This window comes from Dechloromonas hankyongensis (assembly GCF_022012295.1).
GTDB lineage: Bacteria > Pseudomonadota > Gammaproteobacteria > Burkholderiales > Rhodocyclaceae > Azonexus > Azonexus hankyongensis.
In genome coordinates this window covers 518517-534152 of sequence record NZ_JAKLTN010000002.1, presented here as the reverse complement: position 1 = coordinate 534152, position 15636 = coordinate 518517, and the positions used below count along the sequence as shown (strand labels likewise).

The following is a 15636-nucleotide window of genomic DNA, read 5'->3' as shown; positions in this document are numbered from 1 at the left end:
CCAATACTCACAATGAACAACGCAAAAATACTCTGGGGCGAAGGACTTTTCCTGCGCCCCCAGCACTTCCAGCACCAGGATTCACACACCGAGAACCAAATCAAACGGGCCTTACTGACGGCCAATCCCTATGCCTGGGGCGTGCGCGACATTGATCTGGATATCGACTCCCTGAAGAACGGGATACTGCGCTTCAACCGTATTTCGGCCGTCTTTCCGAATGGCGACTTCTTTATCGCCCCGGATATCGATCAACTCCCCGCCCCTCTGGCGCTGGGCAGCGCGGTCAGCGATGACGGAACAACCGATTTCTATCTGGCGCTAAACTACATTAACGCGCACGGTGGGAACTGCGCGAACACCCAGTCCGAATCCGGACAGGCACGCTATCTCGTCGTACCTCGCGACACCACAGATCTGTACACCGATGCTGCCGAAGCGGACATCGCCACGCTCAGCCAGATTTCGTACCTGAAATCGGAAAACGACAATCGGGATCAATTCCTGACCATGCCCATCGTCAGGATTCGTCGGACTTCCAGCAACAGCTTCGAAGCCGATCCGGCCTTCATGCCCCCTTCGCTGAGTCTGCGCAGCGCGCCGAACGTCTTCATGATGCTACGCCGTCAGATCGATGCCCTGCTGGCCAAGGTCGAAGCGCTCTACGGATTTCATCGCGAGCCGAACAAGAACGTCATCGAATTCCGCTCGGGCGACATCGCCTCTTTCTGGTTGCTACACACCGCCAGCAGTGCCTGCGCGACGCTGACCCATCTGTTCCGCAATCCAGACACCTCGCCGGAACGGCTGTTTCAGGAATTGCTGCGCCTCGCCGGCGGCTTGATGACCTTTTCCAAGGGCTACACGCTGAACGACCTACCTGGCTACGACCATCTGCAGCCCGGCCCTGGCTTCTGGCGCCTTGATCAAATCCTGCGCGACCTGCTCGACACGGTGATCTCGACACGATATTTCGCCATATCCCTGAGCCAGCCGAAGCCGTCCTTCTATGCCGGCCATCTGGATTCCGACAAGATCGACAGCGAAACAGCCTTCTACCTGTCGGTCACCGCCGCCCATCCGCAATCCGAAATCATCGAGTCGATTCCCTTGCGCATCAAGCTCGGCGCCCCGGACGATGTCGAAAAGCTGGTGCTCTCAGCCATGTCCGGCGTTCGCCTGACCCATGCCTCGCAGGTACCCGGCGCCATTCCGGTTCGTCCTGGTGCCTGCTACTTCGCTCTCGACGCCCACGGTCCGCTTTACGAGCGCATGCTCAAGGCCCAATCCGTCATGATCTACGCCCCGGAAAGCTACCGGGATCTTGCCATTGAACTGATCGCCGTCACGCCATGACCACTGCTCCCAGCTTGTTCTCGATTGCCCCGAACACCCGTCCGGAAGAGGCGACCACCGACCGCCCCGCCAAAAGCCTGGTCGACCTGCTCTACGACGGCTTCTACATGCTCATCCTGCTGAGCCAGCGCAGCATCCCCAAGGACCCCGATGAATTCTCCGGCAATATCCAGAAATTTCTCGATCAGTTCGAGCGCGCCGCCAAGAAAAACAATTTCAATGCCGATGACATTTTCGATGCCAAATACGCCTTCTGCGCTGCCATCGACGAAGCGGTGCTGTCATCGCAAATGAACATCCGCACCAGCTGGGAACGCCGGCCACTGCAGCTATTGCTGTTCGGTGACCAATTGGCCGGCGAGCACTTCTTCGACAAACTCGAAACGGCGCGCAATGGTGGCGCTGGCCGCATCAACGCCCTAGAAGTCTTCCACATGTGCCTGCTGATCGGTTTCAAGGGCCGCTACCTGCTCGAAGGCCCAGAAAAGCTGAAATACCTGACGCAGCAACTGGGCGAACAAATCGCCCATATCAAGGGCAAGGCTGCCGCCTTCGCGCCTCACTGGGCGGCGCCGGACAGTATTTCCAACGCCATCAAGCGCGATATCCCACTCTGGGTCATCGCTTCCGTGCTCGCCCTCTTCGGCCTGCTCGCCTACGTCGGCCTAGATTGGCATGCTGGCAGCACCGTCCAGCAGACGCTGTCGCCCTTCAGGAACATTGTCCAATTGGCCCCGCGAGCCCCGACGCTGACCATCACCTTGCCCTGATCGGTCTGCCGTGGAAGGCCAAGAAAAATGCCCCAGAAAATTCTCTGGGGCATTTTTACATCATCTTGCCAGCGGAATAATTCGGCGAACTTACCAAAAGATTCAGGAAGCCTCGTCAATCCACGCTTGCTGGATTGCCTCAAGTATCTTTTCACCGCAATGCTTGGGATCGTCGTTGAACCCCGGCAAAGCCATCACCCAGTCGCGCAGGTCGACGAAATTGACCTTCAGCGGGTCTTTATCAGGATAGGCATCGGTCAGTTCGATGGCGATGTCGTTGATATCCGTCCATTTCATTTGCGGTGCCCTTCCTTCGCCATGTTGATGCTGTACTTGGGAATCTCGACGGTCAGCGGCGTAGCGCTGACGATGGCCTGACAGCCCAGGCGGGAGTTCGGTTCCAGGCCCCAGGCCTTGTCGAGCAGGTCCTCTTCGATGTCCTCGGCAGGCTCCAGCGAGCCGAAGCCTTCGCGCACGATGACGTGGCAGGTCGTGCAGGCGCAGGACATTTCACAGGCGTGATCGAGCTCAATGTCATTGGCCAGCAGGTTTTCACAGATCGATTTGCCTTGCTCGGCTTCAATCACGGCACCATCCGGGCATAGCTCGGCGTGTGGCAGCACGATGATTTGCGTCATGCCTTTTCTCCCTCTTCTCCAACCTTGATGTCGTCGACCTTGCGGCCGGACAGCACTTTCTTGATGCTCTGGTCCATGCGGCGATGGGCAAAGACCTGCGTTTCGAAGCCGAGGTCGTCCATGGCGATATTGATCAGGCGGCGATTGTCGCCGGCCATGGTTTCGGCCAGTTTGGCGATGGTGGCCTTGATCTTGGCGAACTCGGCTTCGTTCAGCAGATGCGGGTCTTCCGCCAGGGCCGCCTCGGTGGCCTCGATCATGCGCTGGGCCTCGACCTGCGCTTCCTTCAGGGCGCGCGCCATGGCGTCATCCTTGGCATGCTCCATCGAATCCTTGAGCATACCGGCGATTTCATCGTCGGACAGGCCGTATGACGGTTTGACGGTGATGCTCGACTCGACGCCGGTGGTCTGTTCGCGGGCGGTTACCGACAGCAGGCCATCGGCATCGACCTGGTAGGTGACGCGGATACGCGCCGCACCGGCCACCATGGGCGGAATGCCGCGCAGTTCAAAACGCGCCAGCGAACGGCAATCGGACACCATTTCGCGCTCGCCTTGTACGACGTGGATGGCCATGGCGGTCTGGCCGTCCTTGAAGGTGGTGAACTCCTGGGCCCGCGCCGTCGGAATGGTCGCATTGCGCGGAATGACCTTCTCGGTCAGGCCGCCCATCGTTTCCAGGCCCAGCGACAGCGGAATGACGTCGAGCAGCAGCCAATCGTCCTTGCCGGTCTTGTTGCCGGCCAACAGGTTGGCTTGGGTCGCGGCACCTAGCGCGACGACCTTGTCCGGGTCGAGGTTGGTCAGCGGCTCCTGGCGGAAGAAGTCGCCCACAGCCTTCTGGATTTGCGGCATGCGCGTGGCGCCGCCGACCATGACGACCCCCTTGACGTCTTCGGCACGCAAACCGGCATCGCGCAGGGCTTTCTTGACCGGCTGCATTGTCTTGGAAATCAGGGTTTGCGTAATGTCGGCGAAGGTTGCGACATCGAGCTTGACGTCAATCATTTCACCACCGGCCAGACGCAGCGAAATCGGCGCTTCCGGATTATTGGTCAGGAATTCCTTGGCTTCGCGGCAGCGCATCATCAGGCGGCGCGAATCTTCCGGCGACAAGGGCTGCGGCTTGGATTGCTCGATGACCCAGCAATAGATGCGATGATCGAAATCGTCGCCGCCCAGCGCGGAATCGCCGCCGGTGGACATGACTTCAAACACGCCCTTGGTCAGCTTGAGGATCGAAATGTCGAAAGTGCCGCCACCAAGGTCATACACCGCATAGACGCCTTCAGCGCCATTGTCCAGCCCGTAGGCAATGGCGGCGGCGGTCGGCTCGTTGAGCAGGCGCAGGACATTGAGACCGGCCAGCCGAGCGGCATCCTTGGTGGCCTGGCGCTGGGCATCGTCGAAGTAGGCGGGCACGGTAATCACGGCACCTACCAGATCGCCGCCGAGCCCTGCTTCCGCCCGGGCCTTCAGCGCCTTGAGAATCTCGGCCGAGGTCTCGACTGGACTCTTGATTCCGGCGTGCGTCTTCAGCCTGACCATGCCGGGCGCTTCGACAAAGTCGTAGGGCATGGATTCGATATGCGCGATGTCCTTCGTTCCCCGCCCCATGAAGCGTTTGACGGAAACGATGGTGTTCTTGGGATCCACTGCCTGGTTCTTTTGGGCGTCGTAGCCGACTTCGGTCGTGCCGTCGGCGTGGTAACGGACCACGGAGGGCAGCAAGGGGCGCCCCTGGTCGTCGTTCAGGCAGACGGCGATGCCGCTGCGTACGGTCGCGACCAGCGAGTTGGTGGTCCCGAGATCAATCCCGATAGCGAGCTTGTGCTCGTGCGGTGCCGCCGATTCGCCCGGTTCGGCGATTTGAAACAAAGCCATTTTTTATTCTTCCAGCGACGCCAGTGCGTCGTCGATTTCGTGCAAAAGTTTTTCCAGGAACATCAGGCGGCGCACACGGTCCGTTGCCAGGGCAAAATCACCCCCGTCATCGAGCAGTTGGCCGAGTTCCTCGTAGCGGGACTTGATATCGCCGCGCAAGCGGTTGTGCAGGTGCTCCAACTCATGGTGGTCACCGCCATCGCGTGCCTCCATGACCGCTTCACGCCATTCCATCTGCTCCATCAGGAAATCGGTCGGCATGGCGGTGTTGTTTTCTGCCTGGATATCATGCCCCGCCAGATGGAGCATGTATTTGGCCCGCTCCAAGGGCTTTTTCAAGGTCTGGTAAGCCTCGTTGGCATGCGTCGCCCATTGCATGGACAGGCGTCGCTCGGCTTCTCCAGCATGCGCGAAGCGGTCCGGGTGGACCTGCGCCTGGATGTCGCGATAACGCGAATCCAGGTCCGTGAGGTCCAGCCTGAAGAGCGGCTTGATTCCAAACAGGACGAAGTGATCAGCCTTGAAATCCATCAGACGTTGAACGACTCGCCGCAGCCGCACTGGTCCTTGACGTTCGGATTGTTGAACTTGAAGCCTTCGTTCAGGCCTTCGCGGGCATAGTCCAGTTCCATACCGTCAAGATAAGGCAGGCTCTTGGCATCGATGATGACCTTGACGCCAGACGTTTCGAAGACCAGATCGTCTTCGTTCACATCGTCGACAAATTCCAGCTTGTACGCCATGCCGGAACAGCCGCTGGTCCGCACGCCGAGGCGCAGACCGATGCCCTTGCCCCGTTTGGTCAGGAAGTTGGCGACGTGCTTTGCCGCCTTGTCGCTCAAGGTGACTGCCATGCTTATTCTCCGTGCTTTTTCTTGTAATCCGCCACAGCTGCCTTGATGGCATCTTCGGCCAGAATCGAACAGTGAATTTTAACCGGCGGCAAAGCCAGTTCTTCAGCAATTTCGGTATTTTTGATGGCCAAGGCCTGATCAACGGTCTTGCCCTTGACCCATTCGGTGACCAACGACGACGAAGCGATTGCCGAACCGCAACCGTAGGTCTTGAACTTGGCATCCTCGATCACGCCCGACTTGTTCACCTTGATCTGCAGCTTCATGACGTCGCCGCAGGCCGGGGCGCCGACCATGCCGGTGCCGACCCCGTCGTCTTCCTTGCCGAAGGAGCCGACGTTACGCGGATTCTCATAGTGATCAATGACTTTTACGCTATAGCTCATGTTAATTCTCCTGAAATTTTGTTAGTGGGCGGCCCATTGAACGGTGCTCAGATCGATGCCGTCCTTGTACATTTCCCATAGCGGCGAAAGTTCGCGCAGTTTGCCAACTTTCGCGTGCAACAAATTGATTGCATAGTCAATTTCCTCTTCCGTCGTGAAGCGGCCGATGCTGAAGCGAATGGAACTGTGGGCCAGCTCGTCGTCGCGCCCCAGGGCACGCAGCACATAGGAAGGCTCCAGGCTGGCCGAGGTACAGGCCGAGCCGGAAGAAACCGCCAGATCCTTGATCGCCATGATCATCGATTCGCCTTCGACATAAGCGAAGCTGATATTGAGATTGTGCGCCACGCGATGTGTCAGGTCACCGTTGACGTAGGTCGCCTCGATATCCTGCAGGCCCTTGAGCAACTTGTCGCGCAGCTTGCCGATACGCTGATTTTCTTCAGCCATCTCTTCGCGCGCCAGACGGAAGGCTTCGCCCATGCCGATGATCTGGTGCGTGGCCAGCGTGCCGGAGCGGAAACCGCGTTCGTGGCCACCGCCATGCATCTGGGCCTCCAGACGAACGCGCGGCTTGCGGCGCACGTACAGGGCACCGATGCCCTTCGGGCCGTAGGTCTTGTGAGCCGAAAAGCTCATCAGGTCGACCTTGAGCTGGCTCAGGTCGATGTCAACCTTGCCGGTTGCCTGCGCCGCATCGACGTGGAAAATGATGCCCTTCTCGCGGCAGATTTCGCCCAGTTCGGCGATAGGCTGGATGACGCCGACTTCGTTATTGACGAACATCACCGAGGCCAACACGGTATCCGGGCGGATGGCCGCCTTGAACACTTCGAGGTCGAGAAGGCCGTTGTCCTGGACGTCGAGATAGGTCGCTTCGAAACCCTGGCGCTCCATTTCACGCACGGTGTCCAACACGGCCTTGTGTTCGGTCTTGACCGTGATGATGTGCTTACCCTTGGTGCCGGCATAGAAATTGGCGGCGCCCTTGATGGCGAGATTATTGGATTCGGTGGCGCCGGAGGTCCAGACGATTTCCTTAGGATCGGCCTTGACCAGGGCTGCAACCTGCTCACGCGCCTGCTCAACCGCCGTGTCGGCTACCCAGCCGAAGCTGTGCGAACGTGAGGCCGGGTTGCCGAAGTGTTCGCACAGGTAGGGAATCATCTTGTCCGCGACGCGCGGGTCGACCGGGGTGGTTGCCGAGTAATCCAGGTAGATGGGGAGTTTCATCGTCATTCTCGCTAAGTCGGGTTGTTCAGACAGCTATCGCTGTCAGTCCTTGCAGGCGTCCGACTGTAGCCTGCAAGGCGTTGATGAATTGTTCAATTTCCGTTTCGGTATTGGCCGCGCCCAGACTGATGCGCACCGCACCGCGGGCGATTTCCGGCGCCACGCCCATGGCGCGCAGGACATGCGATGGCTCCGGATTGGCACTGGAGCACGCCGCACCGCTGGCCACGGCAAAGCCTTCACGATCAAGCTTGCCGACCAGCGTTTCGCCGTCGATGTCATCGAAGGCGAAATAGGTGGTATTCGGCAGACGTCGCGCATCCTTGGCAAACACCCTTGCGCCGAGCGCCACAAGCCCTGCCTCGAGCTTTGCCTGCATTCCCCGCAAACGAACCGGCAATTCGGCAACGCGTAACGCGGCAAGTTCCGCAGCAACGCCAAATCCGACGATGGCGGGAACGTTTTCCGTACCCGAACGCAGGCCGCGCTCATGCCCGCCGCCGGCAATCAGCGGCTGCACGTCGACGCGCTTATCAAGGACCAGAGCGGCAGCGCCCTTCGGGCCGGAGGCCTTGTGCGCCGACAGCGTCATGGCGTGCACCCCTACCCCATTGAGGGAACGAAAATTGATCGCCTGCTTGCCAAGCGCCTGGACCGCATCGGTATGGAACCAGCCGCCGCCGCTCTTGGCTGCAGCCGCCAGCGCTTCCACATCCTGCAGGATGCCCGTTTCGTTATTGGCCAGCATGACGGAAAGGAGTCTGGGCTTGAGCCGCAGCGCTTCCGCAAAATCCGCAGCATCGACCCGGCCGTTGGTGTCCACCGCGAGCAACCGAACCTGCCAGCCCTGCTTTTCGAGTTGGGCCGCCGGCTTGAGCACGCACGGGTGCTCAATGGCACTTGCCGCAATAACGCCAGGCTTGAGACTGGCCGCGGCACCTTTGACAAACAGGTTGTTGGCTTCACTGCCGCCACTGGTGAAAACGACTTCGGTCGGATGCGCATTGACCGCCGCCGCCACCTTCTGCCGCGCCTCGTCGATGGCCTGCCGAGCTCGCCGGCCATACTCGTGACGGCTTGATGCATTGCCATGCTGGCTGTCCAGCCACGGCAACATCGCTTCCAGCACAATCGGGTCGAGCGGCGTGGTAGCGTTGTGATCAAGGTAGACTGGGCGAAACATATTGACCTCAGGCGACTGCGGTCACCTTGTCGCGCCCGGTTCGCGAGCGCGGCTGTGGCCCGAGGCGGCGCTGATCCTCGAGGATGATCGTGCCGAGCGTGCGGCGCTGTTTTTCACGCTGCACCAGTTGCTCCAGCGTAACCGAAGCCAGATAGTCATACATCTTGGTATTCAGCGTGGTCCACAGGTCGTGGGTCATGCACCGATGCTCGTCGTGGCAGTTTTCACGGCCACCGCATTGCGTTGCATCGAGCTGCTCATCGACGGCGCGGATGATTTCCGAAACCGGCACCTGATCGAGCGGACGCGCGATGCAGTAACCGCCACCAGGCCCACGTACGCTATCGACCAACTTGTGGCGGCGCAACTTGCCGAACAACTGCTCAAGATAAGATAGCGAAATCTTCTGGCGCTCGCTGATGCTGGCCAGCGCGACAGGCCCTTCCTCGCCACGCAAGGCAAGATCCATCATGGCCGTAACGGCGAAACGTCCTTTGGTGGTCAAACGCATTCCGAACTCCTAATAACCTAGTATTCGAGTCAACTATAAACAAACCAGACAAAATCAGTCAACTATTTTGCTCAGGTATTGCGGATCGAAGGAATCGGCTTGCTGCACGTCCTTATCGCATTTGACGCCCTGCGCTTCCAGTTCCTTGACCAGAGACGCCAGGCGGCGATCGGTTTCAGCGGCGTGATCGAGCAAGCCGTGGATGGCCTTGGCCAGTGGATCGTCCTGGTCGCGCCCTACGGCATAGGCGGAAAAGCCCATTTTCTCGGCTTGCGCCTGACGCTGGCGCCCCTGCTCGGTGTTATCGAGGATGCGTGCCGGATTACCGACCGCCGTAGCCCCAGCCGGAATGGCCTTGGTAACGACAGCATTGGAGCCGACCTTGGCGCCGGCAGAGATGATGATCGGGCCCAGCACCTTGGCGCCAGCACCGATCACGACGCCATTTTCCAGCGTCGGGTGGCGTTTGCCCTTGTTCCATGAGGTGCCGCCCAGCGTGACACCGTGATAGAGCGTCACATCGTCGCCGATCACGGCCGTTTCGCCGATCACGACCCCCATGCCGTGATCTACGAAAAAGCGGCGGCCGATGGTGGCGCCGGGATGGATTTCGATCCCGGTCAGCATGCGCGAGAGATGCGCCGTGAAGCGCCCCATCCAGCGCAGGCGATGCCCCCACAGCCAGTGCGCCAGGCGATGCATGATCAGGGCGTGAATGCCGGGATAGCAGGTCAGAACCTCCCAGAACGAGCGAGCCGCTGGATCGCGGTCGAATACCGCACGGATGTCCTCACGCAGTTCCCGGAACATGAAACCCGATCTCCCTAATTGAAAGAGGGAAATTCTAAAATACTCGAGTGAATTTGTCAGCTATTTTACCGGAGGACAAAAGACTTATCCGTTTATAATTTTCGTTTGCCCTCCCTCCTACTTCGCCATGCCCAGCCGCCTTTTTCTGCCACTTGTCGGCATCCTGCTTCTCGTGTGCGGATGTGGCAGCGCCCCACCGGTCGCCGGCAGCATCACCCAGGGCAATTACGATCATACCCGCGCCTATCTCTCCTGGATGATCGAACAGGAAATGAGCAGGAACGAGATCACCGGCATCAGCATCGCGCTGGTAGATAACCAGCAACTCGTTTGGCAACAGGGCTTCGGCTATGCCGATCTGGAAAACAGGATTCCGGCAACCCCGGTAACTGTCTATCGCGCCGGCTCCATCGCCAAGGTATTCACTGCCGCCGCTACGATGCAACTGGCCGAACAAGGCAAACTGGACATCGACCGCCCGCTGTCGGTAGCCCTGCCCGGTTTTTCGATCAAGACCCGCTTTCCGAATTCCGCCCCGATCACGCCGCGCAACATCATGTGCCACCATTCGGGACTGCCGTCGAACTTCCTGCAAGGACTGTTCGTGCGCGACCCTGGTCGCTTCGATACGGTGGTCGACGGCATCCGCGACGAGCACCAGGCATTCCCGGCCAATTACGTCTTCTCCTATTCCAATCTCGGCATGGCGCTGCTCGGTGCTGCCGTCCAGAAAGTCAGCGGCGAGTCGTTCGACGCCTATATGGAAAACCATTTTTTCCAGCCGCTGGGCATGACGCACACCAGCTTTGCCCAGCGTCCGATCGCCAAGGCCTATGATCGCAACAAGGAAACCGAGGTTTTCTCGATGCGTGACATGCCGGCAGCCAATCTGTTGAGCAACGTTCTCGACCTCGCCCAATTCATGAAAATGCAGTTTGCCGATGGCAAGGCGGGGCAAGCCCAGGTGCTCGAGGCCGGATCCGTACGCGAAATGCTGCGCATTCAGAACAAGGATTTCCCGCTGACCTTCGGCCAATACGTCGGACTTGGCTGGATGATGAGCGGCATCGACATCCCGGGCGGCGGGCCGGTCGCCAGCCATGGCGGATCCCTGCCGGACTCGCACAGCATGATGGCGATCCTGCCGGATCACAAAATGGGTGTCGTGGTACTCACCAATTCCGCCACCTCGCATGTCGCCGTCAGCAAAATCGCCACCGAAGCCCTGCGTCTGATGCTCGAAGCGAAAACAGGCATCCGCCAGGAAACGATGCCACCGGTGCACGCCGCCGAACGCAAGCCGACTGCCGAGGAACTCCGGCTATTTGACGGTTATTTCGACTCCATGGTTGGCCTCGCCAAAATCAGCACGGCATCGGGGCAGATCGATGTCGAGGCGGTCGGTCATCAATTCCGCTTGGTCCCGCATGAAGACGGGCTGCTGACCATCAAGTACAAGGTGCTCGGCATGCTGCCGGTACGCGTCGGTGCCTTCGAAGATATCCACCTGTCGACGGTCAATGTCGATGGACGCCAGATCATCGTCGGTCGCATGGGCAGCGAGTCGATGATATTCGGTGAAAAGCTGAAACCGGCCGGCATCCCGGACAGCTTCATGAAAAGCCTTGGCAATTACGAAATAGTAGGCAAAATGGACGGCCCCATGCCGGACAGCCTACTACTCAAGGAGGATAATGGCTTGCTGATTGGTGAAGCCCATTTTGCCGAGGTACCCCACCTTTTACTACGTATCGGCTTTGCGCCGGTATCCGACCATGAAGTCGTGACCGCCGGTCTCGGCACCAGCCGCGGCGACACGCTGCGCATCATCGAATCTGGAGACGAACCCCTGCTGGGCTTCTCCGGCATGCAACTCCGTAAAAAACTGAACTGACCATGAGCCAACTACATCAGGAACTGAAAGCCTTCATTATCGAGACGATGAACCTAGAGGACATCACCCCAGCGGACATTGGCGACGATATGCCGCTGTTTGCCGATGACGGGCTGGGGCTCGATTCAATCGACGCGTTGGAGCTGGTGCTCGGCCTGAAAAAGAAGTACGGGATCGTCATCGAAGCCAACGATGAAGCGTCGCGCCAGCATCTGCGGTCGGTCAATTCGCTGGCGGCGCTGCTTTCTGCCAATCGGTAAGAAACTACACTCACCCTGCTGCCGCGCAAGTGGCGGCGGGCAACTCGACAAAACGAGTGGGCAAAAAAATGGCACCGAAAGGTGCCATTTTTACGAAGAAAAGCAGTCGCTTCAGATTTTTCCGGCCTTGCGCATACGCAGCAGGCCCAGCAAGCCGATACCCATGAGGGCCAGCGAACCCGGTTCCGGCACCTTGCCCGGGGTGCAGCCCGTCGCTCCTTGGACGCAACCCGAAACCGACGCCAACTTCACGTAGTCGTAACTATCGGTCAGCATGGAACCAGTGGTCGAGCCGCTCACCAGTGGGTTGTAGGCGCCGATCAGCCAGTAGGATGAGTACGAGCCGCCAGCATTGATATTGGTGGTGTTCAGTCCGATATTGGAGTAGTTGCCGACCACCGTCCAACCTGCCAGCTGGCTGTAGGTCTTGCCGATCAAAGTGGGGGCGCCGGCACCGGTGTAGGCCATCACCGTGACATCGGAGTCGTTCTGCCACCAACCCAGCGTCAGCTGAGTCAGCTTGACCACGGACGAGAAGCTGAGCAGCGCCATGTCGTAACGCTGATTGTTGTCAATCGCGTGCTCGGGACTGATCGATTCATTCACGTCGCAATACGATCCCGAACCACATGCATCGGCATTGAAGATGCCGCCATAGGTATTGGTCCAGGTTGCGGACTGGATAGTCTGGGTCGCGGCATTATTGGCCGACGATCCAGAGGTGTCCGTGCCACCGGTGTTGGACAGCGCAGAGACGCTAACTCCACCGCTGATCGTGCCGTAGTTCGAACCAAGAATCCAGTTGGTCGCAGCGGAAACCTGACCAGCCAGTGCCAAGGCAACGATTCCGGACAGTGCTTTCAGTTGGTTTTTCATTTTTTTCCCCATGAAAAATCTTTGTGCAGTACAAAGCAACAACTGGGCCAAAACAAAAATACCTTTTGTTTCATAGTGATGCAATTTTCTTCAAACAATCCGACATGACCGTGTAAAAAATACCGACAGTATTTCGTAAGGACTTCACAGGCCTAGTTCCTTCCTCAACTGGGCCAAAGGGACATTGTTTGCCAGACGCCCGGAATCCCGGAGCGCTGCGCTCAACTCCTCTTTCGCCTCTTCCTTGCGCCCGACCTTGGACAACGCATAGGCGAGATGGAAACGGATTTCCGCGCTCTCCGGGCTGCGCAATCGGGCTTCGCGCAAATAGCGCAGGCCGGGCTCGATCTGCCCTTTGCCGACCAGAATCCAGCCCAGGGTATCGGCGTAGATAGCGCTGTTCGGCGACAGCTTCACGGCGCGCTCGGCCATTTCCTGCGCTGCAGGGTCATTCATCTGCTGCAATAGATTCGCGTAGTTGTTGAGCGCCAATGCGTCGTCAGGACTCTCCTTGACCACGGACTGATAGGTCTGGCGAGCCGCCGCCAGTTGGCCGGCGCGGAACTGGGCCTCGGCCAGTGCCTTGGATGCCAGTTTGTCCTTGGGATGGCCCTTGACCCAGCCCTCCAGGACGGAGGTGGCCTTGGCCGCCTCGCCGGCTGCTATGTGAGCCTGCACCAAGGCCAGTGCGTTTCCGGTGTTTTCCTCGCGGGACAGTAGTTTGCGATACCCGGCGATGGCCGCCGCATATTGACCGCGTGACATGGCCAGATCGGCAGTCACGCGCAAGGTTTCGAGGGCATTCGGGTGCTTGGCGAGCAACGTCTTGAGCGCTGCGTCGGCCTTGGCTGCATCGCCACGGCGGGCTTCGACCTGAACCGCCAGGGCAAGGGCCGAAACATCCTCCGGATTTCCCTGCAAAGCCTTATAGACGCTATAGGAGGCCCCGTCGGGATTGTTTGCCGCGAGTTGCAGGCGGGCGATGGCAGCCTGCGCTTTGGCGTCGAACTCGGCCAGGCGGGTCGCCCCGCCCAAGGTCGAACGGGCATTGATGGCGTCTCCGCTTGCCAGGAACGAACGCGCCAAAGCAAGTTGCGCCGGCAGGCTGGTCGGGAATTTGCCTGACAACTGCTTGGCCACCGCCAAAGCCTGGTCGCTCTGCCGCAAGTTCAGGTGCAGATCGATCAGCGCCAGGCTGGGCGCAGGGTCGGTTCGCTGCACATTGCCGGCCTTGGCCAGATAACGGATCGCCTCTTCCGGTCGGCCGGCGCGCTGCTCGAGTTGACCGTATTCGAACAGAACCTGGGCATCGTCGCTACGTTTGCGCAGAACTGCATCGAGCCGGCGGCGTGCCTCGTCGAAGCGCTTGTCCGCCATGTCCAGGCGTGCCAGATTCAGGACGGACGGGGTGAAATCCGGATCCTTGGCCAGCACCTCACCATAGACCGCCCTTGCCCCGTTCTTGTCACCGCTGGCGCCTTTGAGCGCACCGAGGAAATTGAGCGCGGTCAGATTGGCCGGATCGCGCTTGACCATCCCCTCGGCCGTCTTGAGCGCCTTGTCCGGCTTGCCTAAGCGTATGTAGAGCGTCGCCAGGGCCATGCCGGCTTGCGCATCGGCCGGGTTGGCGGCAAAGGCCCGTTCCAGGCTGGCCTGGCCCTGTTCGGCCTTGCCCATGCTGAGCTGGCTGAAGCCGAGCGATCGGTTGATCTCGGGGGATCCGGTGCGGGCCGCCGCCTTTTCGAGCAGCTCGCTGGCCTGGGAATAGCGGCGTTGTGCCAGGTTCACGGAACCCAGCAGATACATCACCTGAGGGTCGTCCGGCAACGCTCTCTGCAGCGACTCGAGCAAGGTCTGCGCTCGCGCATAGTCCTTGGCATCGACATAGATCGAAGCGAGCAGCTTTTTGGCGCCGTTGTTGCCGGGGTTGCGCGCAATGACCGCATCCAGATATTCGCGAGCTTTTTGATGATTGGCCAGACCGTAATGCGCCAGGGCACCGGCCATCAGCAACTGCTCGCGGCGTGCCAGCCATGCCGGCGGCACGGCGTCGATGGTGCGCGTCACTTCCTTCAGCGCGTCGTTCACAGCGACCGTATCGCCTTTTTGTCCGGCCAGGACGGCGCGCAGATAGGCCGCACGCGGTTCGTCCGGGGCCTGTTCGAGCAGGTAATCGAGATCCTTGCGGGCTTCGGCCTCACGCTTCAGGTCGATGAGCAGGGCCGCCCTGGCGATGCGGGCATCGACATGCTTGGGCGTCAGTGCCAGCGCCTTGTCGTAAGCCGCCATGGCGCCCGCCGCATCGAGCGAGGCATGGAGGACCGAGGCCTTGGCATTCCAGGCGAAAGCATTGTTCGGCGCCAGTTCGACCGCCCTGTTGGCTTTTTCGCGTGCCTGGTCGATGCGGCCCATGCCCAGTAGCATGGAAACTTCGGCGATCAGCGGCGTTGCGGATCGCGGGTCGATGGAGCGCGCCTGATCGAAATTCTGGGTAGCCAGGCTGTTTTTCCCGGATTCCAGGTAGGCATTGCCGCGTAGGGTCAGGATGTCGACCTGCAGAGCCGGCGACAGGCCGGAAGGCTGGATGCGGTCGATGACAGCATCGGGACGCCCGAGGGCCATGAAGACCTGACCGAGTGGAATGGCGACTTCGCCCCGATTTACCCCTTGCTTGAGCGCCTCTTCGAAAGCGGCTTCAGCCCCCTTGAGGTCACCATCCTTGAGCAAGGCCTTGCCGAGCAGCAGGTGGGCGGCCAGCATTTTCTGATCCTGCTGGATGGCGTTTTTCAACTGGATGACCGCGGCCGGCATGTCGTCCTTTTCGAAGCGGCGCAGCGCGTCTTCGTAGTAACTGGCGGCTTTTTCCGGGGTCGCCAGTGCCGGCGTCATGAAACATCCAGCTATGGCGGCGGCCAGCGAAGCGCGGGCAAGCAGGCCCAAGTCTTGTGCCATTGAATTCCCTGGGGGCACGGTACGGAA

Annotated in this window: 16 protein-coding genes; 4 read left to right on the top strand and 12 right to left on the bottom strand. The window is 59.8% G+C overall.

All coding sequences use genetic code 11. The annotated features are described in order from the left end of the window. The first annotated feature begins 12 nt into the window (after nucleotides 1-12). Nucleotides 13-1356, top strand: a complete 1344-nt coding sequence (tssK, locus tag LZ012_RS11035; RefSeq protein WP_275710729.1) for a type VI secretion system baseplate subunit TssK — start codon at nucleotides 13-15, stop codon at nucleotides 1354-1356. Beyond that, nucleotides 1353-2126, top strand: coding sequence for a type IVB secretion system protein IcmH/DotU (gene icmH / locus LZ012_RS11030; protein ID WP_275710727.1), 774 nt, complete (start codon nucleotides 1353-1355; stop codon nucleotides 2124-2126). The genes tssK and icmH overlap by 4 nt, the downstream gene beginning before the upstream one ends. A gap of 102 nt (nucleotides 2127-2228) precedes the next feature. On the opposite strand, the gene iscX is transcribed toward icmH, so the two are convergent. From iscX to cysE, 10 genes are read right to left on the bottom strand one after another with little or no spacing between them, the layout of a single operon-like run. Further along, on the bottom strand, nucleotides 2229-2423 hold the full coding sequence (gene iscX / locus LZ012_RS11025) for a Fe-S cluster assembly protein IscX (protein WP_275710725.1): 195 nt from the start codon (nucleotides 2421-2423) through the stop codon (nucleotides 2229-2231). Further along, on the bottom strand, nucleotides 2420-2764 hold the full coding sequence (gene fdx / locus LZ012_RS11020; RefSeq protein WP_275710723.1) for an ISC system 2Fe-2S type ferredoxin: 345 nt from the start codon (nucleotides 2762-2764) through the stop codon (nucleotides 2420-2422). The genes iscX and fdx overlap by 4 nt, the downstream gene beginning before the upstream one ends. Further along, nucleotides 2761-4650, bottom strand: a complete 1890-nt coding sequence (gene hscA, locus LZ012_RS11015; RefSeq protein ID WP_275710720.1) for a Fe-S protein assembly chaperone HscA — start codon at nucleotides 4648-4650, stop codon at nucleotides 2761-2763. The genes fdx and hscA overlap by 4 nt, the downstream gene beginning before the upstream one ends. A gap of 3 nt (nucleotides 4651-4653) precedes the next feature. Beyond that, nucleotides 4654-5181, bottom strand: a complete 528-nt coding sequence (gene hscB / locus LZ012_RS11010) for a Fe-S protein assembly co-chaperone HscB (RefSeq protein ID WP_275710717.1) — start codon at nucleotides 5179-5181, stop codon at nucleotides 4654-4656. Then, nucleotides 5181-5504 (bottom strand): iron-sulfur cluster assembly protein IscA, encoded by a 324-nt coding sequence (gene iscA / locus LZ012_RS11005; RefSeq protein WP_275710715.1) that lies wholly within the window; start codon nucleotides 5502-5504, stop codon nucleotides 5181-5183. Before iscA ends, hscB begins: the two co-directional genes overlap by 1 nt. 2 nt (nucleotides 5505-5506) lie before the next feature. Then, nucleotides 5507-5890 (bottom strand): Fe-S cluster assembly scaffold IscU, encoded by a 384-nt coding sequence (gene iscU, locus LZ012_RS11000; RefSeq protein ID WP_153149973.1) that lies wholly within the window; start codon nucleotides 5888-5890, stop codon nucleotides 5507-5509. A 21-nt stretch (nucleotides 5891-5911) separates the two neighbouring features. Continuing rightward, nucleotides 5912-7123: an IscS subfamily cysteine desulfurase gene (locus LZ012_RS10995; RefSeq protein WP_275710712.1), complete on the bottom strand. Its 1212-nt coding sequence runs from the start codon at nucleotides 7121-7123 to the stop codon at nucleotides 5912-5914. A 25-nt stretch (nucleotides 7124-7148) separates the two neighbouring features. Then, on the bottom strand, nucleotides 7149-8306 hold the full coding sequence (locus LZ012_RS10990; RefSeq protein ID WP_275710709.1) for a cysteine desulfurase family protein: 1158 nt from the start codon (nucleotides 8304-8306) through the stop codon (nucleotides 7149-7151). Between the two features lie 7 nt (nucleotides 8307-8313). Next, nucleotides 8314-8817: a Fe-S cluster assembly transcriptional regulator IscR gene (iscR, locus tag LZ012_RS10985; RefSeq protein ID WP_275710707.1), complete on the bottom strand. Its 504-nt coding sequence runs from the start codon at nucleotides 8815-8817 to the stop codon at nucleotides 8314-8316. 54 nt (nucleotides 8818-8871) lie between these two features. Next, nucleotides 8872-9627 carry a serine O-acetyltransferase gene (gene cysE / locus LZ012_RS10980; protein WP_275710705.1) on the bottom strand — a complete coding sequence of 252 codons (756 nt, stop codon included), beginning with the start codon at nucleotides 9625-9627 and terminating at the stop codon, nucleotides 8872-8874. A gap of 127 nt (nucleotides 9628-9754) precedes the next feature. Here cysE and LZ012_RS10975 point away from each other — a divergent pair, with 127 nt between their 5' ends. Beyond that, complete coding sequence (locus tag LZ012_RS10975) at nucleotides 9755-11521, top strand: serine hydrolase domain-containing protein (RefSeq protein WP_275710702.1); 1767 nt, start codon at nucleotides 9755-9757, stop codon at nucleotides 11519-11521. Nucleotides 11522-11523: 2 nt separating this feature from the next. Then, on the top strand, nucleotides 11524-11781 hold the full coding sequence (locus LZ012_RS10970; RefSeq protein ID WP_275710701.1) for a phosphopantetheine-binding protein: 258 nt from the start codon (nucleotides 11524-11526) through the stop codon (nucleotides 11779-11781). A 111-nt stretch (nucleotides 11782-11892) separates the two neighbouring features. Here the strand turns inward: LZ012_RS10970 and xdp1 are convergent, their stop codons facing one another. Both xdp1 and prsT read right to left on the bottom strand, forming a co-directional pair. Further along, on the bottom strand, nucleotides 11893-12657 hold the full coding sequence (xdp1, locus tag LZ012_RS10965; protein WP_275710699.1) for an exosortase-dependent surface protein XDP1: 765 nt from the start codon (nucleotides 12655-12657) through the stop codon (nucleotides 11893-11895). Between the two features lie 144 nt (nucleotides 12658-12801). Next, complete coding sequence (gene prsT / locus LZ012_RS10960; protein ID WP_275710697.1) at nucleotides 12802-15609, bottom strand: XrtA/PEP-CTERM system TPR-repeat protein PrsT; 2808 nt, start codon at nucleotides 15607-15609, stop codon at nucleotides 12802-12804. Nucleotides 15610-15636: the final 27 nt, after the last annotated feature.